This window comes from Kocuria sp. CPCC 204721, from assembly GCF_040980945.1.
Lineage (GTDB): Bacteria > Actinomycetota > Actinomycetes > Actinomycetales > Micrococcaceae > Kocuria > Kocuria marina.
In genome coordinates, this window is record NZ_JAVKPO010000001.1 from 426791 (window position 1) to 450496 (window position 23706).

19 protein-coding genes are annotated in these 23706 nt (G+C 69.0%); 15 read left to right on the forward strand and 4 right to left on the reverse strand.

The window, feature by feature from the left end; genetic code table 11:
* Positions 1-89: 89 nt before the first annotated feature.
* Positions 90-1460, reverse strand: coding sequence for an SAM-dependent methyltransferase (locus RF637_RS02045; RefSeq protein WP_368844013.1), 1371 nt, complete (start codon positions 1458-1460; stop codon positions 90-92).
* Between the two features lie 161 nt (positions 1461-1621).
* Between RF637_RS02045 and RF637_RS02050 the strand changes: the two genes are divergently transcribed.
* The 14 genes from RF637_RS02050 to RF637_RS02115 all read left to right on the forward strand — a co-directional run bounded on the left by RF637_RS02050 (position 1622) and on the right by RF637_RS02115 (position 20629).
* Positions 1622-2602 carry a siderophore ABC transporter substrate-binding protein gene (locus RF637_RS02050; protein WP_064847325.1) on the forward strand — a complete coding sequence of 327 codons (981 nt, stop codon included), beginning with the start codon at positions 1622-1624 and terminating at the stop codon, positions 2600-2602.
* Between the two features lie 79 nt (positions 2603-2681).
* Positions 2682-3659: an ABC transporter permease gene (locus RF637_RS02055; RefSeq protein WP_085106481.1), complete on the forward strand. Its 978-nt coding sequence runs from the start codon at positions 2682-2684 to the stop codon at positions 3657-3659.
* The gene (locus tag RF637_RS02060) at positions 3652-4689 is read left to right on the forward strand and encodes an iron chelate uptake ABC transporter family permease subunit (RefSeq protein ID WP_368844014.1); all 1038 of its coding nucleotides are present in this window, start codon (positions 3652-3654) and stop codon (positions 4687-4689) included. Before RF637_RS02055 ends, RF637_RS02060 begins: the two co-directional genes overlap by 8 nt.
* On the forward strand, positions 4686-5441 hold the full coding sequence (locus RF637_RS02065) for an ABC transporter ATP-binding protein (RefSeq protein ID WP_144998357.1): 756 nt from the start codon (positions 4686-4688) through the stop codon (positions 5439-5441). The genes RF637_RS02060 and RF637_RS02065 overlap by 4 nt, the downstream gene beginning before the upstream one ends.
* 292 nt (positions 5442-5733) lie before the next feature.
* Entirely contained in the window at positions 5734-6030 is a 297-nt protein-coding gene (gene groES / locus RF637_RS02070) for a co-chaperone GroES (protein ID WP_035959438.1), read from the forward strand.
* Between the two features lie 107 nt (positions 6031-6137).
* Positions 6138-7724: a chaperonin GroEL gene (groL, locus tag RF637_RS02075; RefSeq protein WP_368834993.1), complete on the forward strand. Its 1587-nt coding sequence runs from the start codon at positions 6138-6140 to the stop codon at positions 7722-7724.
* Positions 7725-7954: 230 nt separating this feature from the next.
* Positions 7955-10063 carry an acyltransferase family protein gene (locus RF637_RS02080; RefSeq protein ID WP_368844015.1) on the forward strand — a complete coding sequence of 703 codons (2109 nt, stop codon included), beginning with the start codon at positions 7955-7957 and terminating at the stop codon, positions 10061-10063.
* Positions 10064-10302: 239 nt separating this feature from the next.
* Complete coding sequence (gene guaB, locus RF637_RS02085; RefSeq protein ID WP_368844089.1) at positions 10303-11799, forward strand: IMP dehydrogenase; 1497 nt, start codon at positions 10303-10305, stop codon at positions 11797-11799.
* Between the two features lie 43 nt (positions 11800-11842).
* A complete protein-coding gene (locus RF637_RS02090) occupies positions 11843-12964 on the forward strand; it encodes a GuaB3 family IMP dehydrogenase-related protein (RefSeq protein ID WP_144998366.1) in 1122 nt (373 codons plus the stop codon).
* 152 nt (positions 12965-13116) lie between these two features.
* Entirely contained in the window at positions 13117-14094 is a 978-nt protein-coding gene (locus RF637_RS02095) for an SURF1 family protein (protein ID WP_368844016.1), read from the forward strand.
* On the forward strand, positions 14087-14680 hold the full coding sequence (locus RF637_RS02100; protein ID WP_035965872.1) for a DUF3817 domain-containing protein: 594 nt from the start codon (positions 14087-14089) through the stop codon (positions 14678-14680). Before RF637_RS02095 ends, RF637_RS02100 begins: the two co-directional genes overlap by 8 nt.
* A 42-nt stretch (positions 14681-14722) precedes the next feature.
* Complete coding sequence (guaA, locus tag RF637_RS02105) at positions 14723-16321, forward strand: glutamine-hydrolyzing GMP synthase (protein ID WP_368844017.1); 1599 nt, start codon at positions 14723-14725, stop codon at positions 16319-16321.
* A gap of 95 nt (positions 16322-16416) precedes the next feature.
* The gene (locus tag RF637_RS02110) at positions 16417-20238 is read left to right on the forward strand and encodes a hypothetical protein (RefSeq protein ID WP_368844018.1); all 3822 of its coding nucleotides are present in this window, start codon (positions 16417-16419) and stop codon (positions 20236-20238) included.
* A complete protein-coding gene (locus RF637_RS02115) occupies positions 20228-20629 on the forward strand; it encodes a hypothetical protein (protein WP_368844019.1) in 402 nt (133 codons plus the stop codon). Before RF637_RS02110 ends, RF637_RS02115 begins: the two co-directional genes overlap by 11 nt.
* An 88-nt stretch (positions 20630-20717) precedes the next feature.
* On the opposite strand, the gene cpaB is transcribed toward RF637_RS02115, so the two are convergent.
* From cpaB to RF637_RS02130, 3 genes are all read right to left on the reverse strand, one after another.
* A complete protein-coding gene (cpaB, locus tag RF637_RS02120; protein WP_144998372.1) occupies positions 20718-21392 on the reverse strand; it encodes a Flp pilus assembly protein CpaB in 675 nt (224 codons plus the stop codon).
* A 222-nt stretch (positions 21393-21614) separates the two neighbouring features.
* Complete coding sequence (locus RF637_RS02125; protein ID WP_131332502.1) at positions 21615-21968, reverse strand: FmdB family zinc ribbon protein; 354 nt, start codon at positions 21966-21968, stop codon at positions 21615-21617.
* A 68-nt stretch (positions 21969-22036) separates the two neighbouring features.
* A complete protein-coding gene (locus RF637_RS02130; RefSeq protein WP_167318212.1) occupies positions 22037-22675 on the reverse strand; it encodes a 5-formyltetrahydrofolate cyclo-ligase in 639 nt (212 codons plus the stop codon).
* Positions 22676-22797: 122 nt separating this feature from the next.
* Between RF637_RS02130 and galU the strand changes: the two genes are divergently transcribed.
* Positions 22798-23706 carry a UTP--glucose-1-phosphate uridylyltransferase GalU gene (galU, locus tag RF637_RS02135; RefSeq protein WP_085106442.1) on the forward strand — a complete coding sequence of 303 codons (909 nt, stop codon included), beginning with the start codon at positions 22798-22800 and terminating at the stop codon, positions 23704-23706.

A 23706-nucleotide genomic window follows, 5' to 3' on the forward strand; every position in this document is an offset into this window, starting at 1 on the left:
TGGGTGCACCGGGATCGGCGGTCGTGACCTGAACCGGGACGTCGTTGCCGACCACCGGGGTGTCGCGCGCGGTCCGAACACAGGGGTAATCAGTGTACGAGGTTTACGGCGAGCACCACGCGCCGTTCCTTCCCCGCCTGTTCGAGTCGCGTCATGACCAGGGTCGCTCGCTGCGTGCCCCGGGGTGCAAGTTGCTTACGCAGTTGCTCGGGGGTCACGTCCGTGCCGCGTTTCTTGATCTCCAGGGTCCCCACGTCCTGCTCCCGCACCCACTTCTTGAGGGTCTTCACGGTGTGGGGCAGCACCTCGCGCACCTCGTACGCGGTGGCCAGCGGGGTGTGCACGAGCGTGTCCGAGCTCAGGTACGCGATCGCGGGATGGATCAGACGCGCTCCGATGCGCTGCGCGAGATCGGTCACGAGCCCCGCGCGGATCACCGCGCCGTCGGGCTCGTAGAAGTACTGCCCCACCGCGCCCAGCAGTTCCCCTTCCGCCGCGGGCGACTCCCACGTCGCGGAGGTCAGTTCGGCCGCCGACGACGCCGCGGCACCGTCCCGGGATGCGTCACCGCTCCGGCCGTCCCCGGCACCCGGCGCGTCGTCGCCCGGCACGAGCGTGTCGTCGGCGGCGCCGGGAAGGCGGGGTGCGCCGTCGTGTCCGAGGACCAGGGCGGCGCGCGCGACGTCCGGGCGGCGCACGGCGTTGAACCACAGCGCGGCCTCCACCACGTCACCGTGCTGTGAGATCCACTGGGCCTCCGCGGCGCCCGGGACGTGCTCGTGGGGGATGCCGGGACCGAGCTTGGCGCCCACGGAGAGCCCCCGGTCCGCGAGGTCCGTGACGAAGGACAGGGGAGGGGAGAAGGCCTCCGGGTCGAACAACCGCCGCGTGCGCCCGTGACCCGAGACCCGGCGCGCGGGGTCCAGCCACACGCCCTGCGCGGGACCGGACTCGAGGGCGTCCAGGTCCAAGGACTGCGCGTCCGCGCACACGACGCGAGCGCGCGGCCATCCCGTGAGGTTGACGGTCGCCACGGCCGCGGTGACCGGGTCCCGCTCGACCGCGGTGACCGTGCGCTCGAGCGCGGCCAGGGCCAGCGAGTCCGCGCCGATCCCACATCCCAGGTCCACCACGTGCTCGATCCCCGCTTGCGCGAACCGCTGGGCGTGCAGGGCGGCCACCGACCACCGGGTGGCCTGCTCCACACCATCGCGCGTGAAGACCATGTGACGGGCGAAGTCCCCGAACTTGGCGTGGGCCTTGGCGCGCAACCGGGACTGGGTGAGGACCGCGGCCACGAGCTCCGGGTCGTGGCCCTGTGCTCGCAGGGACTGGGAGAGCGAGAGCGTGGCGTCCGGGTCGTAGGGGCCCAGCGAATCCAGCAGCCGCATCCCCTGCGGGGTCAGCAGCTGGGCGAGGCTGCGGGTCTCGGCGTCGTCGGGGGCGGTGGAGGCGTTCACGCGTCCATCACATCACGGCGCGGGGAAGCCGCGGCGAACGCGCGGGCCGCGACGCCCGTCACAGAACCATTTACATTACGATCCGCATCCCTAATTAGGTTAGGCTCACCTAGTGGCTGGCCGCCCGTAACAGACGACCCCGCGAGATTGCGAGAAGATCCATGTCCATGAACCGATTGATCCCCGGTGTGGCGCTGAGTGCCGTGGCGGCACTGGCCCTCGTGGGATGCGGTGCCAACGCCCAGAACGCCTCCGACACCCAGGCGTCCTCGGCCACCGTGACCGTCACGGACAACAAGGGCGAGCAGACCGTTCCCGCACCGCCGCAGTCCGTGGTGGCCACCGACAACCGGGTGTTCGAGACGCTCGCGGACTGGGGCGTACAGCTCAAGGCCGCCCCCAAGCAGCTGATCCCGAACGGCATCTCCTATGCGAACGACGATGCCGTGGTGGACCTGGGTTCGCACCGTGAACCGAATCTCGAGGCGATCGCAGGGGTGGACCCGGACCTCGTGATCAACGGGCAGCGCTTCGCGCAGTACTACGACGACATCAAAAAGCTCGTCCCGGACGCCGCCATGCTGGAACTGGATCCGCGCGACGATCAGCCGCTGGACGAGGAACTCAAGCGCCAGACCACGGCCCTGGGCGAGGTCTTCGGCAAGCAGGAGGAAGCCCGCCGACTCACCGACGGGCTCGACCAGGCCGCCCAGCGCGCCAAGGACGCCTACGACGGCCAGTCCACGATGGGCGTGATCGTCTCCGGTGGTGACATCGGGTACGTGGCACCGAGCAAGGGACGCACGATCGGCCCGCTGTTCGACATGGTGGGGCTGCAGCCCGCGCTGAAGGTCGAGGGCTCCGACAACCACCAGGGGGACGACATCTCTGTGGAGGCCATCGCCCAGTCCCGACCGGAACTGCTCATCGTGCTGGACCGTGACGCGGGCGTGAAGACCTCCGAGGGTGCCAGCCCGGCGTCCGAGGTGATCGAGAAGTCCGAGGCCCTCAAGGACGTCCCCGCGGTGAAGAACGGCAACGTGGTCTACCTGCCCGCGGACACCTACACGAACGAGGGGATCCAGACCTACACCGAGATCCTCGACGACATCGCGGAGAAACTGGGAGGCCGGAGCAACTGATCCCTCCCACCCCGCACGACCACCGACGCCCCGCGGGAGCCTCCCGCGGGGCTTCGGCATGATCCAGGAAGCACACGTGATGGTCTCCACTGCACAACGTCCGACCCGCACGGGGGTGGCCCGGGACTGGAAGTTCTGGCTCGCCCTGCTGGTGGTCCTGGGACTGCTCTGGCTGTCCCTGGTCACGGGGGTCGCGGACCTTTCGGACGCCCAGGGTGAACAGTTCCTGGGTCTGACCCGGATTCCCCGCACGGTGGCACTGGTCCTGGCCGGTGCCGCGATGGCCATGTCCGGGCTGGTCATGCAGTTGCTCACCCAGAACCGGTTCGTGGAACCCACGACCACGGGCACCACCGAGTGGGCCGGGCTGGGGTTGTTGCTCATGATGATCCTGGCCCCGGACGCCGGGTTGAGCGCGCGGATGATCGGCGCGATCGTGGCCGCGTTCGTGGGGACCATGGTGTTCTTCGCGTTCCTGCGCCGGGTTACGCTGCGTTCCTCCCTGATCGTGCCGATCGTGGGGATCATGCTCGGGGCCGTGGTGGGGTCGATCTCCACCTACCTGGCGCTCGTCACGGACCGGTTGCAGAACCTGGGCGTGTGGTTCGCCGGCAGTTTCACGTCCGTGCTGCGCGGCCAGTACGAAACCCTCTGGGTCGTGGCACTCGTGGCGGTGCTCGTGGTCATCACCGCGGACCGGCTCACCGTGGCGGGACTCGGCGAGGACATCGCGACCAACGTGGGATTGAACTACAACCGGATCATCCTGATCGGCACCGGACTCGTGGCCGCGGCCACCGGCGTGGTCACGGTGGTCGTGGGCAACCTGCCGTTCCTGGGGTTGATCGTGCCCAACGTGGTGTCCCTGTTCCGGGGCGACGACCTGCGCTCCAACCTGCCCTGGGTGTGCCTGCTCGGGATCGGCCTGGTCACGGTGTGCGACCTGATCGGGCGCACGATCATCGCGCCGTTCGAGGTCCCCGTGTCCCTGATCCTGGGCATCGTGGGCGCTGCGGTGTTCATCGCCCTGTTGCTGCGAAGCCGGCGCCATGTCTGAGGTGACCGCGCTGCGCCACGACCGGGCGCGCACTGGATCGGGGGCCTTCGTCTCCCCGACCCACCGCCGCCGCTACTGGATCACCGCGCTGTCCCTGCTCGCGGCGGGACTCGTGTTCTGCGCGGGCATCCTCACGTGGGACAACCCCCTGCCGTTCGGCACCCCGGGGTTCTGGCGGATCGCCGAGTCCCGGGCCACGAGCGTGGTGGTGATCCTGATCGTGGCGGTGAGCCAAGCCATGGCCACGGTCGCGTTCCAGACCGCCGCGAACAACCGGATCATCACGCCGTCGATCATGGGTTTCGAGTCCCTGTACGTGCTCATCCAGACCTCGGCGGTCTACTTCCTGGGTGCGGTGGGGGTCAGCGCGGTGCAGGGGCTGCCGCAGTACGCCCTGCAGGTGAGCCTCATGATCGTGTTCGCGCTGGGGCTCTACGGTTGGTTGCTCTCGGGCAAGTACGCCAACGTGCAGGTGATGCTGCTGATCGGCATCGTCCTGGGCGGCGGGCTCGGCGCGGTGTCCACCTTCATGCAGCGCTTGCTCTCACCGAGCGAGTTCGACGTGCTCAGCGCCCGCTTGTTCGGCTCGGTGGCCAACGCGGATCCCGGGTACTTCCCGCTGGCCGTGCCGCTGTGCGTGGTGGCCACGGTGGCCCTGTACGCGCACTCCCGCACGCTCAACGTCATGGCCATGGGGCGGGACGTGGCCACGAACCTGGGAATGGACCACCGCCGGGGGCTGCTGCTCACCCTGTTCTGGGTGTCTATTCTGATGGCGGTCTCTACGTCCCTGATCGGGCCCATGACGTTCCTGGGGTTCCTCGTGGCGATCCTGGCGTACCAGTTCGCGGACACCCACGACCACCGCTACGTGTTCCCCATGGCCGCGCTGATCGGTTTCGCGGTGCTGTCCGGGGCCTATTTCGTCCTGAAGAACGTCTTCTACGCGGAGGGCGCTGTGTCCATCATCATCGAGCTGGTGGGTGGCAGTGTCTTCCTCTTCGTGATCCTGAGGAGGGGCAGACTGTGATCCAGTTGACCGGACTGGTCAAGGAGTACGGCACGGACTTGGCGATCGGGCCGGTGGATCTGCAGATCCCCGCCGGTGGCGTGACCGCGCTCGTGGGGCCCAACGGCGCGGGGAAGTCCACGCTGTTGACCATGATGGGTCACCTGCTGGGTCCCGAGGCCGGCACCGTGGAGATCGGCGGTCACGACGTGAGCAGGACGCCGCCGCGTGAACTCGCCAAGGTGGTCTCCACGCTGCGCCAGGAGAACCACTTCACCGCGCGGCTCACCGTGCGCCAGCTCGTGGCGCTGGGTCGCTTCCCCTACACGCGTGGGCGGATCACCCGGGACGACGAGCGGATCATCTCCGAGTCGATAGACTTCTTCGACCTGGGACCCCTGCAGAACCGCTACCTGGACCAGCTCTCGGGCGGTCAGCGCCAGCGCGCCTACGTGGCCATGGTGCTGTGCCAGGACACCGAGTACCTCCTGCTGGACGAGCCCCTGAACAACCTGGACATGCGCCACTCTGTGCACATGATGCATCACTTGCGCCGCGTCGCGGACGAGCTCGGACGCACCGTGCTGATCGTGCTGCACGACATCAACTTCGCGAGCCACTACTCGGACTGGATCTGCGCCGTGAAGGACGGTCGCGTGGTGGAATTCGGCCCACCCGAGCAGATCATGACGGACGAGACCCTCACGCGCGTGTTCGACACCCCGGTCACGTGCCACGACGGTCCCCACGGACGGCTCGCGGTCTACTACTGACGCGGCACGGACGGCTCGCCGGCCTCGACTGACGCGGCCGCGGGGACGGCGGCGTCGTACCCGCGGATTGTGCCCAGAGACGAGCGCGGCGGGCGCGCCTTGACCGCGCGCGGCCCGTCTCCCTACAGTGATGATTAGCACTCTCATGCTGAGGGTGCTAAAGGCCAGGCGCTCAATCGGCACCGCGACGACGGTTGGCACGCCAACTGGCCTGTGGCGGACGCGGTCATGGGACCCCATGACACGGCGCGTTCGCACACCGTCTCACACGCCTAGAAGAAAGGGAGAGATCGTGTCGGTCTCCATCAAGCCTCTCGAGGATCGCATCGTGGTTCAGCCGCTGGCCGCTGAACAGACCACCGCTTCCGGTCTGGTCATCCCGGACACCGCCAAGGAGAAGCCGCAGGAAGGCACCGTCCTGGCCGTGGGCCCGGGCCGCGTGGACGACAAGGGCAACCGCATCCCCGTGGACGTCAAGGAGGGTGACGTGGTCATCTTCTCCAAGTACGGCGGGACCGAGGTCAAGTACAACGGCGAGGAGTACCTGGTGCTCCCGGCGCGCGACGTGCTGGCCGTCATCGAGAAGTAATCCCCGCAACGACTTTTGTGCGCGGTGCCCGGACGTTCGCCCGAGAACGGGCCACGCGGGCACCGCGCCGTCATTTCCACACCCTTCTCGTTTCGTAAGGAGCACACATGCCCAAGCAGTTGGTGTTCAACGACGCCGCTCGCAAAGCGCTCGAATCCGGTGTCAACCGACTGGCCGACACCGTCAAGGTCACGCTGGGCCCCCGCGGGCGCAACGTGGTCCTGGACAAGAAGTGGGGCGCACCCACCATCACCAACGACGGCGTGACCATCGCCCGTGAGGTGGAGCTCGAGGATCCGTACGAGAACCTCGGCGCCCAGCTGGCCAAGGAAGTGGCCACCAAGACCAACGACGTCGCCGGTGACGGCACCACCACGGCGACCGTCCTCGCGCAGGCCATCGTCAAGGAGGGTCTGCGCAACGTGGCCGCCGGAGCGGCCCCGGGCGACATCAAGCGCGGCGTGGAAGCGGCCGTGGCCACCGTGGCCCAGCGTCTGCTCGACAACGCCCGCCCCGTGGAGGGCAAGGACGTGGCCCACGTGGCCGCGATCTCCGCGCAGTCCATGGAGATCGGCGAACTGATCGCCCGCGCCTTCGAGACCGTGGGCACGGACGGTGTGATCACCATCGAGGACGGTTCCTCCACCGAGGTGGAGCTGGACGTCACCGAGGGAATGCAGTTCGACAAGGGCTACCTGTCCCCGTCCTTCGTCACGGACCCGGAGCGCCAGGAAGCCGTCCTGGACGACACCTTCGTGCTGCTGTTCCAGGGCAAGATCTCCTCGGTCCAGGACCTCATGCCCGTGCTCGAGAAGGTGCTGCAGGCCAAGAAGCCGCTGACCATCATCGCCGAGGACGTCGAGGGCGAGGCCCTGTCCACCCTGGTGGTCAACAAGCTGCGCGGCACGCTCGACGTCGTGGCCCTGAAGGCCCCCGGTTTCGGTGACCGCCGCAAGGCGATCATGCAGGACCTGGCCGTGCTCACGGATGCGACCGTGATCACCCCCGAGCTCGGCATCTCGCTCGAGGGTGTGGACGTGTCCCAGCTGGGCAACGCCCGCCGCATCACCGTGACCAAGAACCAGACCACGCTCGTGGACGGTGCGGGCTCCTCGGAGGCCGTGGCCGAGCGCGTGGCGGAGATCAAGGCGGAGATCGCCCGCACGGACTCCGAGTGGGACCGTGAGAAGCTCCAGGAGCGCCTCGCGCGCCTGGCCGGTGGTATCTCGGTGATCAAGGTCGGTGCCGCGACCGAGGTCGAGCAGAAGGAACGCAAGCACCGCATCGAGGACGCCGTGTCCTCGACCCGCGCGGCCCTCGAGGAGGGCATCGTGGCCGGCGGCGGTTCCGCGCTGGTCCACGCCTCCAAGGCGCTCGACGGCACGGACCTTGGTCTGACCGGGGACGCGGCTACGGCCGTGACCATCGTGCGGCGCGCCCTGACCCAGCCCCTGCGCTGGATCGCGGAGAACGCGGGCCAGGACGGCAACGTCGTGGCGGCGCGCGTGGCGGACCTCGAGCCCGGCAACGGCTACAACGCCCTGACGGACGAGTATGAGGACCTGCTCGCCGCGGGCATCATCGACCCCGTCAAGGTCACCCGTTCCGCGCTGCAGAACGCGGCGTCCATCGCGGCGCTCGTGCTCACCACGGAGACGCTCGTGGCGGAGAAGCAGGACGACGACGAGGACTGAGTCCTCCCGATCCTTCCGGGAATCGCTGAATGGACGGCGGCCCGCCCCTTTCGAGGGGTGGGCCGCCGGTCGTCTGTGGTGCTGCGACCGGCGACGGCGCTCGACCTCTGCCCCCGCGCGACCGGGTGGCTCAACCCGCAGGCCGTGCGCGCTGCCCACCCACGGAGACGGGTCGGGGCGGAACCGGGTGCGATGTGATCGGTGCGCCCCGCTGCGTTTAGGCTGACCAGATGCGCATTCCCCCAGCCTTGGATCCCGTTGCCGGTTCATCCCCGCTCCCGGTGGGGCAGCGACCCCGGTGGGCTGCCGGATCCTCCTCCGCGCAATGGGTGCAGCGGTACTCGGGGTTCCGCCCGGAGGTACAGGGGTTGCGGGCGATCGCGGTGCTGCTCGTGGTCGTCTATCACGTGTTCATGGGCCGGGTCTCCGGTGGTGTGGACGTCTTCCTGTTCATCTCCGCGTTCTTCATGACCCTCTCGTTCGTCCGCAAGCTCGAAGGCGGGCGTCCCCTGGCGCTGGGCCGCTACTGGCTCCACACCTTCAAGCGGCTGCTGCCGCTGGCGACCGTGGTCATCCTGGCCACGCTGTTCCTCGTGTGGTGGCTGTACCCCGCACAGGACGTGGCGGACTTCCGTTTTCAGGGCGTGGCCTCGATCCTGTACTTCGAGAACTGGACGCTCGCTTTCAACGCGGTGGACTACTACGCGGCGGACCACTCCTCGGCCTCGCCGTTCCAGCACTTCTGGTCCCTCTCGGTCCAGGGGCAGGTCTTCCTGCTGTGGCCGCTGATCTTCGGCCTGGCGTGGCTGGACAAGCGCCGGACGGGCCACAGCAGCGTCCCCGTTCTGGCCGCATGCTTCGGGCTGGTGTTCGCGGCCTCGCTGGCCTTCTCGGTGCTCTCCACGGCCACGCACCAGGAGTTCGCGTACTTCGACACCAGGGCCCGGCTGTGGGAGTTCGCCCTGGGGTCCCTGGTGGCGCTCGCCATTCCCTATGTGAAGCTTCCCCGTGCGGTGCGGCTGGTCCTGGGGTGGGGCGGACTCGTGAGCATGGTGTCGGTGGGGATCCTCGTGGACGTGCAGGGCGCGTTCCCGGGCTGGATTGCTTTGTGGCCACTGCTCTCCGCCGCGGCGATCATCGTTGCGGGACAGTCCGGTTCGGCACTCGGGCTCGACCGTTTCCTGTCCTGGGCCCCGGTAATGAAGCTGGGCGACGCCGCCTACGCCCTGTACCTCGTGCACTGGCCCCTGCTGGTCACCTATCTGGTGGTCCGGGACCGGCCGGTGGCCGGGCCACGCTCCGGCGTGGTGATCGTGGTCGTGTCCGTTCTGCTGGCACTGCTCCTGACGAAGATCGTGGAGAACCCGCTCAAACGTTGGAAGTGGCCGGAGGCGAAGAACTGGCGGCTCGCGCTGGTCATCGCTGTCTGCTTGGGGCTGGTGGTTGTTCCTGCGCGGACATGGAGCGGGGTCGAAGCCAAAAAACAGGCACAGATCGAGAGCCAGGCCTTCCGCAACAATCCGGGTGCCACAGTGCTCACGCTCGATGATCTGGAGGAAGGGGATCCGAATGCTCCCTTGCTGCCAGTGATCGAGGGGGCCTATCCCAGGCCGTCCCTGGGGGGATCGTGCCCGGAGGAGATGGGTCTCAAAAAACAGAATCAAATGTGGTGCGGAGTCACAGTCGAGAGTCCTAACGCGTCAAATACGGTTCTCGTCGTGGGCAACAGCCATGCCTTGCAGTGGATTCCGGCTCTTCAGAACGTGGCGGAGGACCAGGACTGGAACATGACCAGCTACGTGCGGGGCAACTGCTTCATCGGTGTGGAGGAGCCGCAGGTTCGAGACGCAGCGGAGTGTGAGTCCTGGCTCGAGGACCTCGACAAGGTGATGGATTCCGTGGAGCCGGATATTGTCGTGATCAACGGCACCCGTAGTACCGAGGAGGGTGGCGAGACTATGTCCTCACAGACCGTTGAACGGATGCACTATTTCACAGATCGTGGGTCTCAGGTCGTGGCCATCCGGGACAATCCTCGCTTTGACTACGCTCCGGGGGTTTGTCTGGAGGGCGATGCGGAGAGGGCTGCCGACTGCATGCCCCCGAAGACATCGATCGTGGGTCAGCCCGATCCCCTAGGAGAAGTCGCAGCGAGGGAGCCTGCGATCACTGAGGTGGACATGAACGATCTCATTTGCCCCGATGGAACGTGCTCCCCTGTCATCGGCAACCTCATCGTGTACTGGGACAATAACCACATCACACCGAACTACATTCGAAGCATGAGCTCGATGCTCCTGGAGCGTGTAACAGCGGGACTCGCGGAGGACGGTTTCTAAGGTCCCGAGGAGCACCTTCCACGAGGAGGAGTTACCACCTCGCCGTGGCTAGACGCTGTCGGCATGAAGGCACGAGGGACGACGCTTTTCTGGGTCCGCTCGTGGTCTCCGGACTCTGCTCCCGTCGGTGCGGCCCGCGGCGAACGGGCGGGGAGCGCGTCGGAGCCGCGCCGTAGACTGGTGGGGACATTCTCGCGTGAAAGGGATTATTCGTGTCTGAACCCGTGCCCACGGCCCTCATGGACGACCCGTTCGGCTTCACCGGACTGACCTACGACGACGTGCTGTTGCTTCCCGGAAACACGGACGTGATCCCGTCGGAGGCCTCCACCAGGACCCGTTTGTCCCGCAGGATCACGCTGGAGGCTCCCGTGCTCTCCGCCGCGATGGACACCGTCACGGAATCGGCCATGGCCATCTCCATGGCCCGCCAGGGCGGGATCGGCGTGATCCACCGCAACCTGTCCATCCAGGACCAGGCGGATCACGTGGACCGCGTGAAGCGCAGCGAGTCAGGGATGATCACCAATCCCGTGACGGTCTCCCCGGACGCCACTTTGGCCGATCTGGACCGGCTCTGCGGCTACTTCAAGGTCTCCGGCCTGCCCGTGGTGGACGAGAACCAGAAGCTGCTGGGCATCATCACCAACCGTGACACCCGCTACCTGCCGGAGAGCGACTTCGAGACCCGGCTCGTCCGCGACGTGATGACCCCCATGCCGCTGGTCACCGGCAAGGTGGGGATGAGCAAGGACGAGGCGCACGCGCTGCTCGCGAAGCACAAGATCGAGAAGCTGCCCCTGGTGGACGAGCAGGACCGGCTGACCGGGCTGATCACCGTCAAGGACTTCACCAAGGCGGAGCAGTACCCCCTGGCCACCAAGGACGACGAGGGCCGGTTGCGCGTGGGTGCCGCCGTGGGCTTCTTCGGCGACGGCTACGAGCGCGCCATGGCGCTCGTGGAGGCCGGGGTGGACGCCCTGTTCATCGACACCGCCAACGGTCACTCCCAGGGCGTGCTGGACATGATCGCCCGGCTCAAGAAGGACTCCGCCGCCGCCCACGTGGACATCATCGGCGGGCAGGCCGCGACTCGCGCGGGCGCCCAGGCGATCGTGGATGCCGGCGCGGACGCCGTGAAGGTGGGCGTGGGCCCGGGTTCCATCTGCACGACCCGCGTGATCGCGGGCGTGGGCGTCCCGCAGATCACCGCGATCAACGAGGCCGCCCAGGTCACCATCCCCGCGGGAGTGCCGCTGATCGCCGACGGCGGGCTGCAGTTCTCCGGCGATATCGGCAAGGCCCTCGTGGCCGGTGCGGACTCCGTGATGCTCGGTTCCCTGCTGGCCGGTTGCGACGAGTCCCCCGGGGAACTCGTGTTCGTGGGCGGCAAGCAGTTCAAGGCGTACCGCGGCATGGGCTCGCTCGGGGCCATGCAGTCGCGCGGCAAGAACACGTCCTACTCCAAGGACCGCTACTTCCAGGCGGACGTGGCCGACGACGAGAAGCTCATCCCCGAGGGCATCGAGGGCCAGGTGCCCTATCGCGGGCCGCTCGCGTCCGTGCTGCACCAGTTGGACGGTGGGCTGCGCCAGACCATGTTCTACGTGGGCGCGCACAGCATCGAGGAGCTCAAGCACAAGGGGCGGTTCGTGCGGATCACGCCGGCCGGGCTCAAGGAGTCCCACCCGCACGACATCACCATGACGGTGGAAGCCCCCAACTACAAGCGCTGATCGCGCCAGCCCCCGCGCTCTCCGCGCGGTGAAAGGATCCCTCGTGAGTTACGACATCGAAATCGGGCGCTCCAAGCGGGCACGCCGCACGTTCAGCCTGGACGAGATCGCCCTGGTTCCCTCCCGACGCACGCGCGACCCGCAGGACGTGAGCACCTCGTGGCAGATCGACGCCTACAACTTCGACATCCCCGTGGTGGGTGCGCCCATGGACTCCGTGATGTCCCCGGCCACAGCGATCGCCCTGGGCCGCTGCGGCGGTCTGGGCGTGCTGGACCTCGAGGGCCTGTGGACCCGCTACGAGGACCCGCAGCCCGTCCTGGACGAGATCGCGGACCTCAGCTCTGAAAACCTGCCGCAGGCCACGCGGCGGATGCAAGAGCTGTACTCCGCCCCGATCCAGCCCGAGTTGATCAAGGCCCGGTTGGCCGAGATCCGCGAGTCCGGGGTGATCGTCTCCGGCTCCCTGTCCCCGCAGCGCGTCGTGGAGCACTACCGCACCGTGCTCGAGGCGGGCGTGGACCTGTTCGTGATCCGCGGCACCACGGTCTCCGCCGAGCACGTCTCGCGCACCCAGGAGCCCCTGGACCTCAAGAAGTTCATCTATGACCTGGACGTTCCCGTGATCGTGGGCGGCGCCGCGGGCTACACCCCGGCCCTGCACCTCATGCGCACGGGTGCGGCGGGCGTGCTCGTGGGCTTCGGGGGCGGCGCGTCCCTGCGCACCGAATCCATCCTGGGCATCCACGCGGCCATGGCCTCGGCCATCTCCGACGTCGCCGCGGCCCGCCGCGACTACCTCGACGAGTCGGGCGGTCGGTACGTCCACGTGATCGCCGACGGCGGTCTGGGCACCTCGGGTGACATCGTCAAGGCCATCGCCATGGGCGCCGACGCCGTGATGCTCGGGACCCTGCTGGCCCGCGCGGAGGAGGCCCCGGGTCAGGGCTGGCTGTGGGGTCCCGAGGCCCATAACCCGCACTCACCCCGCGGTGTGCGCACCCACGTGGGGACCGTGGGTCCTCTGGGCGAGCTGCTCAACGGGCCCTCGCGCCATGTGGACGGCTCCTCTAACGTGATCGGTGCCCTGCGCCGGGCCATGTCCACCACCGGCTACTCCGAGCTCAAGGAGTTCCAGCGCGCGGACGTGGTGATCCGCAGCTGATCCCCCCGTGCCGGGCCGCGGGTGCGCCCGCGCTTCCGGCTCGGGAACCGGTGGCCGTTACGGACCCGTGACCCGTGGCCGTCCCGTGATCGGGGCTGCCCGTACCCCCGCTGATTTGGGAAACGTCCAGCCCGGAGCACTAGGGTTGAGGGGTGCTCAAGACCGCCCTGCGCCCCCGCTCCCTGGCTTTCCTGGCGGTCGCGCTGCTCGTGGCGGCACTGTTCGTGGTGTTGAGCATGTGGCAGTTGAACGCTTCCCTGCAGTCTTCCACGGTGGTGGATCCCGCCAAGGACCGGGTCTCGACCCTTGAAGACGTGGTCTCCCCGGGGGAGGCCACGACCGCTCAGCAAGCCGATCACATGGTATCCGCGGTCGGGCGCTACGTCCCCGATTCCACGGTGCTGGTCCCGGGACGGTTGCAGGACGGCAACCCTGGGTACTGGGTGGTCACCCAACTCGCGATCCCCGATTCGCAACAGCGCTGGGACGCCGCCGATAACGACGTCTCGATCGCGGTGGCCCGGGGCTGGGTCGCTTCCGCCGACCGGGTGCCGCGAGCGCCGTCGGACGAGATCCGGGTGATCGGCAGACTCCTGCCCACGGACTCCCCGCTACCGAGCGAGAACGTGCCGGCCGGGCAAGTCGCGTCCGTGGCGTCCGCGCAGCTGAGCAATCTGTGGGACGCGCCCCTGTACTCGGGGTACGTGGCCGCGTTCGCGGAGAACCCCTCGGCGGAACCGGCGCCCGTGACCCGGGAGGGTACGCTCGCGGTGTCGGCCGGGCTCATGGGGGAGGGGCTGGAACCCCTGCAGATCCAGCAGCAACCCGCGGACACCTCCGTGCACGCCCTGAACCTGTTCTACGCGATCGAGTGGGTCGTGTTCGCGGGCTTCGCGTTCTTCATGTGGTGGCGTTTCGTGCGGGACGACTACCTGCGCCGGCAGGACCCCGAGAAGTACTTCTACTTCGACGGCGACTACTTCTGGGACGAGGCCGAGCAGTCCTACTACTACTGGGACGCCCAGGACCAGTGCTACTACTACTTCGACGACCAACCCGCGGTGCGCACGGAATCGCGCACCCCGCCCACGAGTTCCACCCCGCGATCCCACGGAGCCAGTTATGAGTGATCACACGCCGCAGCCCGATTCCCAGCCCCGCCCGGTGCGCCGCACCGACGGCGTGCGGGTCACCGCGCCCGAGGACGCGAGCCCCGAGCGGGCGACCGTCCCGGACAGTGTGCGCGCCAAGGCCGCCGCGCTGAAACCACGACGGCGCTTCGGCGGGACCGAGGCGCAGATCCGCGGCGCGCTGACCTTCTACAAGGTGTGCGCGTGGATCTCGGGTACCTTCCTGCTGCTGCTCGTCGCGGAGATGATCACCCGCTACGGCTTCGGCTACGACCTGATCGCGGGCGGCACGGACAAGGCCACGGGGCAAAGCGTGGCCCTGGGCTGGCAGGACCTCGAGCTCGAGAACCTGGCCGGGGGCGTGAACATCTCCACGTGGATCCTGATCATCCACGGCTGGTTCTACGTGATCTACCTGCTCTCATGCCTGCGCGTGTGGTCGCTCATGCGCTGGCCGTTCGCGCAGCTGGTCGTGATGGCCCTGGGCGGTGTGGTGCCGTTCCTCTCGTTCATCGTGGAACGCAAGATCCACCGCTCCACGGAGGCCGAACTCGTGGCCAATCCGCGCGCCGCCCGGCGCTACTGAGACCGGGCGAGGGTGTCCGAGCGGTGTTCTAGACTTGTCCGCGTGAGTGAATCCCCTGACAACCTGAGCGAACTGGAGCAACGTCCGGTACTCGTGGTCGACTACGGCGCGCAGTACGCGCAGCTGATCGCCCGCCGGGTACGCGAGGCGAACGTCTACTCCGAGATCGTCCCGCACACCTGGTCCACCGAGAAGATCCTGCAGCGCAACCCCGCCGCACTGATCCTCTCCGGCGGCCCGGCGTCCGTGTACGCGCCCGGTGCGCCGCAACGGGACGCCGAACTGTTCAAAGCCGGCGTGCCCGTGCTGGGGATCTGCTACGGCTTTCAGATCATGGCCAACGCCCTGGGCGGGACCGTTGAGCGCACGGGTGTGCGCGAGTACGGGGCCACCGCCGCCTCGACCTCCGGGGACGGTGTGGGCACCATCCTGGACGGCACCCCGGACGTGCAGACAGTGTGGATGAGTCACGGTGACTCGGTCACCGCCGCGCCCGAGGGTTTCACGACCCTGGCTACTACGGAGGGCGTCCCGGTGGCGGCCTTCGAGAACCGCGAGCGCAGGCTCTACGGCGTGCAGTGGCACCCCGAGGTCAAGCACTCCGCGTACGGGCAGAAGATCCTGGAGAACTTCCTCTTCGAGGGGGCCCAGCTCACGCCCACGTGGTCCACGGGCAACATCATCGAGGAGCAGGTGGCCGCGATCCGCGCCCAGGTGGGTGACGGCAAGGCCCTGTGCGGGCTCTCCGGCGGTGTGGACTCCGCGGTGGCTGCAGCCCTCGTGCAGCGCGCGATCGGGGACCGTCTCACGTGCGTGCTGGTAGATCACGGTCTGATGCGCCAGGACGAGGTCGCGCAGGTCGAGAAGGACTACGTGGCCGCCACGGGCATCAAGCTCCACGTGGCCCGCGAGCAGGGCCGCTTCCTCGCCGCGCTCAAGGGTGTCACCGACCCCGAGACCAAGCGCAAGAACATCGGCCGGGAATTCATTCGCGCGTTCGAGGCCGCCGAGCAAAAGGTGCTCAGCGACGAGGCCCAGGACGGCCAGCCCGTCCGGTTCCTCGTGCAGGGCACGCTGTACCCGGACGTCGTGGAATCCGGCGGCGGCGAGGGTGCCGCCAACATCAAGAGTCATCACAACGTGGGCGGGCTGCCCGAGGACCTGCAGTTCGAACTCGTGGAACCGCTGCGCGCCCTGTTCAAGGACGAGGTCCGCGCCGTGGGCCGCGAACTGGGACTGCCCGAGAACATCGTGGGCCGCCAGCCGTTCCCTGGTCCGGGTCTGGGGATCCGGATCATCGGTGAGGTCACCGAGGAGCGCCTGGACATCCTGCGCCGCGCGGACGCGATCGCCCGCGAGGAGCTCACGCGTGCCGGTCTCGACGACGACGTGTGGCAGATGCCCGTGGTGCTGCTCGCGGATGTGCACTCGGTGGGCGTCCAGGGGGACGGTCGCACGTACGGCCACCCCGTGGTGCTGCGCCCGGTCAGCTCCGAGGACGCCATGACCGCTGACTGGTCCCGCTTGCCCTCCGAGCTGCTCGCCCGGATGTCCAACCGCATCACCAACGAGGTCGAGGAGATCAACCGGGTGGTCCTGGACGTCACGTCAAAGCCGCCGGGAACCATTGAGTGGGAGTGAACCCCACCGCGTAGAGAGCCATCGTCAGTTGCGGTGCGCCGGTCCGCCCCATCCCCCGTGGTGAGCAGACCGGCGCACTCGTGAGTAGGAGCACCATGTCGACACCCGCCCCGGACCGTTCCCGAACAACCCCCCAGGACACGGGCGCCACGGGCGAGCGCGAACACCCCCGCGTGTCCCTGCGTTCCTGGACCCAACAGATGGACGCCTACACGGGCCCGGACACCCTGCTGGACTTCAACCAGGTGGACAACGTCTGCATCGATCTCACCGAGGCCAACTCCTCGGGGCAGGCACAGTTGCTCATGGGCCGTCCCACCCGGCTGTCCACGATGATCCACCAGGACAACCCCGCGTACGAGCGCGCCGTGCGCTCGGCCCGGGCGCTGCGCACCAAGGTCCACGAGCTGTCGGTGATGCACGGTCTGGACGCCTCCTACCTGGCCGCGGGCACGGCGTCGTGGCTCGCCGATCCCGTGGCGGACGGGTTGCGCCGGTTCATCGCCCCGGTCCTGCTCGCCCCGGTCACGGTCAAGTTGCGCCCGGACCACAAGGACTTCGAATTGCACATCGTGGGTCCCGCCCACCTCAACCCGGCACTCGTGCGTCGGCTGCGCGAGGACCACGGCGTGGAACTGGCCACGGCGGAGATGTCCCGGCTCGCGTACGGCACCCGCAAGTTGGACCCCGCGCCCGTGCTGGAGACCCTGCGCCAGCTCGCGGCCCACATCCCGGGCATGCACGTGGAACACCAGTTGCTGGTCTCCACGTTCGCGGATCTGCACGAACGTCCCGCGGACGAGCACGTGGTCGCGCACACCCAGTTGATCGAGGACCTCGCCCGGCTCAAGAACCCCGAGGTCGGCAAACTGCCAGTCGTGCGCCCCCTGACCGATCAGGCACCCGGTCTCGACGAGCGCGACCCCGCCCAGGAGCTGCTGCTCACGGACCTGGACGCCAATCAGCAGGAGATCGTGGACCTCGCCGAACAGGGTGAGAGCTTCGTGGTCGCTACACCCGTGGGCACCGCCGCGGTGGACACCGTGGTCTCCACGGTCGGCGCGCTCGTGCACCGCGGCCGCAGCGTCCTGGTGCTCGGCGAGTCCCGCACCACGCTCGCCGCGTTCAACCGCGCGTGGAACCGCACCGGCCTGGACTCCCTCGTCCTGCCGCTGGGCTCCCACCTGAGCCCGGACGACGTCGCCGAGCGGCTCGTGCGCGCCGTCGCCCGCAACGAACGCGCCGAGCAGCCGCAGCTGGAACAGCACCTGGACGCCCTGCAGCGCAGCCGCGAACAGCTGCGGGTGCACGAGGAATCCCTGCACGCACTGCGTCCCCGCTGGCAGGCCTCGCCCTACGAGGCCATGCAGGCGCTCGCGGAACTGACCGCGCGCACCCCCGGACCGCAGACCGCCGTGCGGTTCCGCCGTTCCGTGCTGGACGCCGTGTCCCACCGCAGCGAGGTGCAGCGTCAGCTCCAGCGCGCCGCGACCCTCGGCGCGTTCGACGCCGCAGCGCTCGCGAGCCCGTGGCACGGTGCGCGGCTCGTCAACGACGACGAGGCCCGTGAGGCCCACGACCTCGCCAAGTCCCTGCTGCTCGAACTGACCACCCTCAAGACGGCCATGCGCCACGTCCTGGGGGTCTCGGGGCTGCGCGTGGGCTCGACCATCGGCGAATGGGAGCAACAGCTCGAACTCGTGATCGAGGTCGGGGAGTCGCTCGAGTACCTCACACCGGACATCTACGACCGGCCCGTGACGGACCTGATCGCCGCGACGGCCTCCGCGTCCTGGCGGCGGGACCACGAGATCGAGCTGAGCGGGCTGCAGCGCTCCCGCCTGCGCAAGGCCGCCAAGGAATACCTCCGACCCGGCGTGCACCTCTCGGACCTGCACTCGGCGCTCGTGAAAGTGCAGTCCGAACGGGACAGGTGGCGCCAATGGGCCACCACGCTCGAACAGCCCGCCGTCTCGGACCGCGCCGGGGAGACCCTGCAGATCCATCGCCGGTTCCGCGAGGACCTCGAGGGGCTCGCGATCGCACTCGAAGGCTCGCGCACTGCCGCGCGCCTGGAGACGGCCGGGGTGGACGAACTCCAGGAAATCCTGGACGAACTGATCAACGACGAGGCCCACCTCGCGACCCTGCCCGAACGCACCGTGTTGCTCGACGACCTGCGGGCGCGCGGGCTGGGGGAGTTCCTGCAGGATCTCGAGACCCGCGCGGTACCCGCCGAGCGCGTGGGCGAGGAACTCGACCTCGCGTGGTGGCAGTCCGTGCTCGAGGCCATGATCAGCGGTGATGACTTCGTGGCCATGCCGGACGGTTCCGAGCTGCGCCGCACGGAATCCGTGTTCCGCCGCGCCGATTCCGCCCACATCGCGGCCGCACCGGCGCGACTCGAGTACGCGCTGGCCGAGCGTTGGGCGCGGGACACCAAGCGCAACCCCGGGGAGGCCCGCGCGCTGCGGGACATGCTGCGCAGCGGTCACGTGCGCACCGAGGAGCTGGACCGGGTCCAGCACCTCACGCCGTCGCTCGTGCCCGTGTGGACCGCGAGTCCGCTCGTGCTCACCGCCACGCTGGGGGAGGAGCAGTCCGTGGACACCGTGGTGGTCCTGGACGCCGAGTCCACCCCGCTCGCGGCCACGCTGCCCGCGCTCGTGCGGGCGGATCAGGTCATCGCGTTCGGTGACCGCAACGCCGCGGGTCCTCAGCCCTTCACGGTGGCCCCGCACGTCGCGGCCCGGGACACTCCGCAACCCGTCGCGGACATCGACTCGGCGTACGACGCACTGACCCGCGTGGTGGACTCCCGGTCCCTGACCTCGGTGCGCCGGCCCATGGACCCCCGCTTGTTCGACTACCTCAACGACGCGTTCTACGACGACACCCTGACCCGCGTGCCGCAGGCCTCGGAACTGACGAGCGTGAGCACGGGGATGTCCGCCGAGTACGTCGTGAACGGCGTGGGCGTGCTCACCGCGGGCAGCGAAGGGGTGCAGGCACCCACCGCAGAGGTCCACCGCACCGTGGACCTGGTCTTCGCCCACGCCGAGCGGCACCCCGAACGGTCCTTGGCCGTGGTCACCGCGAGTGCGATGCATGCCGCCCGCGTGGCCCAGGCCGTGCAGCGTCGACTGCGGGAGACCGGTGAGTCCGCCGAGTTCTTCGCTCCGGGGCGGGAGTCCTTCCGCGTGGTCGAGTTGCACCGGGCCGCGGGGATCGAGCGGGACACCGTGATCTTCTCGCTCGGCTTCGGGCGCACCACGTCCGGGCGCAGCACCCCGCAGTTGGGTGCACTGTCCGAGCGGGACGGGCGCCAGGCGTTCGTGCGCGGGATGACCCGCTCGCGTCGCCATACGCACATCGTCACGTCCATCCACCCCAAGGACACCGAGCCGCGGCGGCTGCAGAACGGCGCCAGGGACATGTACCACATGCTCGAGATCCTCTTTGGGGAGGACACCACGTCGGAGCGCGCGGTGGCTCCCGCCGAGGACACCGACGCCGCCCCGGATGCTTTGGTCGCTGATCTCGCGCGACGGCTGCGGGGCGCCGGAGCCACGGTCCACACCGGCTACGCCCACATGATCGACATGGCCGCGTACGCGGAGACCGAGTCCTTGTCCGCGGGGGCTGTCACCCAGCGTGCGGCCACGGGCGAGCCTGTACGCATCCCGGTGGCGCTGCGCTCCGACGGGTCCGAGCGCAGCCGCGCGCTGAGCGTGCGCGAACGCTCGCGGCTCATCCCGCAACAGCTCGAACGCGCGGGGTGGAACTACGTGAGCCTGTGGTCCGTGGAGGTCTTCACGGACCCGCAGACCGTGGCCGGTCTCGTCCAGCGCTACCTCGGCCTGGGGTCCGACTCGGAGACCGACGCCCGGAGAGTGAGCGGTTCGCGTGACGACTGATCGCCCGGCGGGCCGTTCTGAGTCCTCGCGGGACGGCTCGGACGTCGGGGACGGGCGCTCGCGGGACGAGGCGGCGCCGAAGGAGGTGGCTCCGGATTCTGCGCGGGGCCCAGGGCCCACGGATGGCGCGAATGCCCCGGGCACAGCGGTCACCTCGCCCGAGGGCGCCCCGGATGGCGCCACTTCCGCCCAGCCCGGGGGACGACGCCGCCGCGGCCACCGCCGCGCGACGGGCGGAACCGCGCCGGACGCGGAGTGCGCGCTGCGCACCACTGAGTGGGGTGCGGGCTCCGATGAGCTGGGCGGCGACGCCCCGGACCCCCGGGAGGCTGCCGCGGAGAGCGGCCACGCGCAGTGGTTGAAACAGCAGCGCCCGCCCCACTGGGGGTGAACCGGCTGCCGGAGGGATCCGGTGGTGATTCCACCCGAGTCCGTATGACCTCGACCCGGGGCAGGGTTTTGCATGATCCCGCGTTCCCTCACGACGACACCAGGACGAGGGACACCCGACCCGTCCCGTCGAGCGTGGCCAGTTCCGCGGCGGTCTCACGGGACGCCGCCAGGACCACGAGCCCGGCATCCCCGTCGGTGCCCGACGCGGAGAGCAAGGACGAGGTGTCGGGGGAGCGTGGGGTCGCGGCCCACAGCACGGTGACCGATTGGGCCACGGTGCGACCGCGCCCGTTCGAGGCATCGTCGGTGTGGTGCACCACGTCCACCACGTCACCCGGTCGGACATGTCGTAGCACCGCGGGATCGCTCACCCGCACCGTCGCAGCGGTGGTCCCCTGGGGCTGACCCGTGAGCACCCCGGGGCCCAGCACGGTGGACGGTGTCACGGGTTGCCCCGCGGTCAGGGCGATCGTGGTGGTCTGCCCCGCGGCGTCGTCGGGACTGCTGAAGGCTGACGCGGGGGTGAGGGCGGACGGGAACTCTGCGACCGTGAGGTCACCAGGTGCAAGGGACTGGCCCGCGGGGATCTCCCGGGCCGCCGTGACCACGGGTGTGGTCTGCGCGCTTGGCGGGGCGAGTCGCAGGATCACGAGCGTCAGGGCCAGGGCACACAGCGCGGCGGCCACGAGGCGGTGGCGGCGCCGCACCGCGGTGCGGACGCGCAAGGCCAGCGGATAGTGCGGACGGGATCGGGAGCGCATACCCGGACGCTAGGCGGGCGGCGTCGTCGTCCCGGAGCGGCGTGGTGGATCGGTGGAGACCGGGGGTGGGCTCAGCGCCGAACACTCACCCGTGCAGTGCGCTCGCCGCGGCGAGAATCAGGCATGCGCCGGTCTGTCGACCCGGGTCCCGTCGTGCAGGGACGCCGCGCTGGTCCGGTCAGCAGCGGGCCCGGCGGAAGTGACCGTGGGAGTGACGTCGACTCAGGACGCGGAGGTCGACCCGCTCGCGGTCGAGGCGGAGGATGAGCTCGTGCCGCTGCCGGAGGTGGCGGACGCAGCGGTGCCGGAGTCTTTGCCTGCGCCCTTGTCCGCGGCCGGGGTCGCGGTGGCATCCGCCGATCCCGAGGTGCCGGAGGAACTCCCGCTCGAGGAGGAGTCCGAGCGCGAGTCGTTGCGGTAGAAACCGGAACCCTTGAACACCACGCCCACCGAGTTGAACTTCTTCCGCAACCGGCCGCCGCATTCCGGGCACACCGTCAGGGCGTCGTCGGAGAAGGACTGGCGGATGTCGAAAGCATGGCCGCAATCTTTGCAGGCATAGGCGTAAACGGGCACGGGTGTTCCTTCGAGGGGTGAGGGTGGTTTACCGACCTCACATCCTACTCGCCCGTCCACGGCTGCGATCACTGCCCGGAGGGCCCCAGGGGCACGACGCCGCGTTCCGTGAGGACGCTGCCGAGCACGGCATCGTGCGCTTCGCGGGGGACGGTCCCCGCCGGCAGCACCTCGTCCGCGTAGCAGCAGGCCATGGCCTTCAGCCGGTGCTGGGTCCCCGTAATGCGCGGCAGGAACCGGTCGTAGTACCCGCCCCCGAAGCCCAGCCGCACACCGGCCTCGTCCACTGCGACCACCGGCACGAGCAACACCCGCACCGCCGTGAACACCTCCGCCCCGTGCCGTTCCCCGGCGGGTTCGAGCAGCCCGGGCAACGCCCCCTGGACCAGAGGGGCATCCGGGTGCCACTGCACCCAGCTCAACTGCCGCAGGGGTTCCACCACGGGCAACCAGACCCGGTGGCCGCGGTGATGCGCCTGCGTGAGCGCGGACAGCAGGGGCGGCTCGTCCGGCAGGGGCAAGAACGCAGCCAGGTCACCCGTCCCGGTCCCGGCGAGGACGCGCGCCAGGTGCTCCGCGAACCCCGTCTCCGCCCGGTGCCGTGCGGCCGCCCCACGACGACGCCGCCGCGCCAGGATCCGTGCGCGCAATCGCGCCTTGTCCTCGGGGACCGGGGATGCGTCCGCGGGGGATGCCGTGGGGTCCATGCGTCGTCGACCGTCCTTCCCTGTTCACCGTTGGGAGTACATTTCCCGAGAATTCTCGCATTCCCGGTATCACACGGGCGTTGGAACGCGGGCGTCCGTGTGCGGTCGTTTACCCTGATCCCATGAGTCGTGAAGAGACCAAGCGCGTACACAAGGCCGTCATCCCCGCCGCGGGGTTGGGCACCCGATTCCTGCCCGCCACCAAGGCCATGCCCAAGGAAATGCTGCCCGTGGTGGACCGCCCGGCCATCCAGTACGTGGTGCAGGAAGCCGTGGACGCCGGCCTGGACGACGTCCTTATGATCACCGGCCGCTCCAAGCGCGCCCTCGAGGACCACTTCGACCGCGTCCCCGCGCTCGAGGCGCAACTGGATGCGTCCGGTAAGAAGGCCCTGTTGGCCGAGGTCGAGCACGCGTCGGACCTGGGCGAGATCCACTACCTGCGGCAACAGGACCCCAAGGGGCTGGGACACGCGGTGTTGCGTGCCCAGACCCACGTGGGCGACGACCCGTTCGCGGTGCTGCTGGGCGACGACCTGATCGACGAGAAGGAAGACCTGCTCGCCCGGATGATCCGCGTGCAGGAGCGCACCGGCGGTTCCGTGGTGGCCCTCATGGAGGTGCCCCGCGAGAACATCAGCGCGTACGGCTGCGCGGACGTCACCGCCGTCGAGGGGGAGGACTACGTCCAGGTCAACGGCCTCGTGGAGAAGCCCGCGCCGGAGGACGCCCCGTCCAACCTCGCGATCATCGGCCGCTACGTGCTGCACCCGGAGATCTTCGAGATCCTCGAGAACACGGCCCCCGGTCGCGGTGACGAGATCCAGCTTACGGATGCTATGCAGACCATCGCGGACCGCGGGGATGCTGCCCACGGCATGTACGGCGTGGTCTTCAAGGGCCGCCGCTTCGACACCGGGGACAAGCTGTCCTACCTCAAGGCGAACATCGAGCTCGCGTGCGAACGCGAGGACCTCGGTCCGGGCCTGCGTGCCTGGATCAAGGACTACGCCCGCGACCTCGAAGGCTGA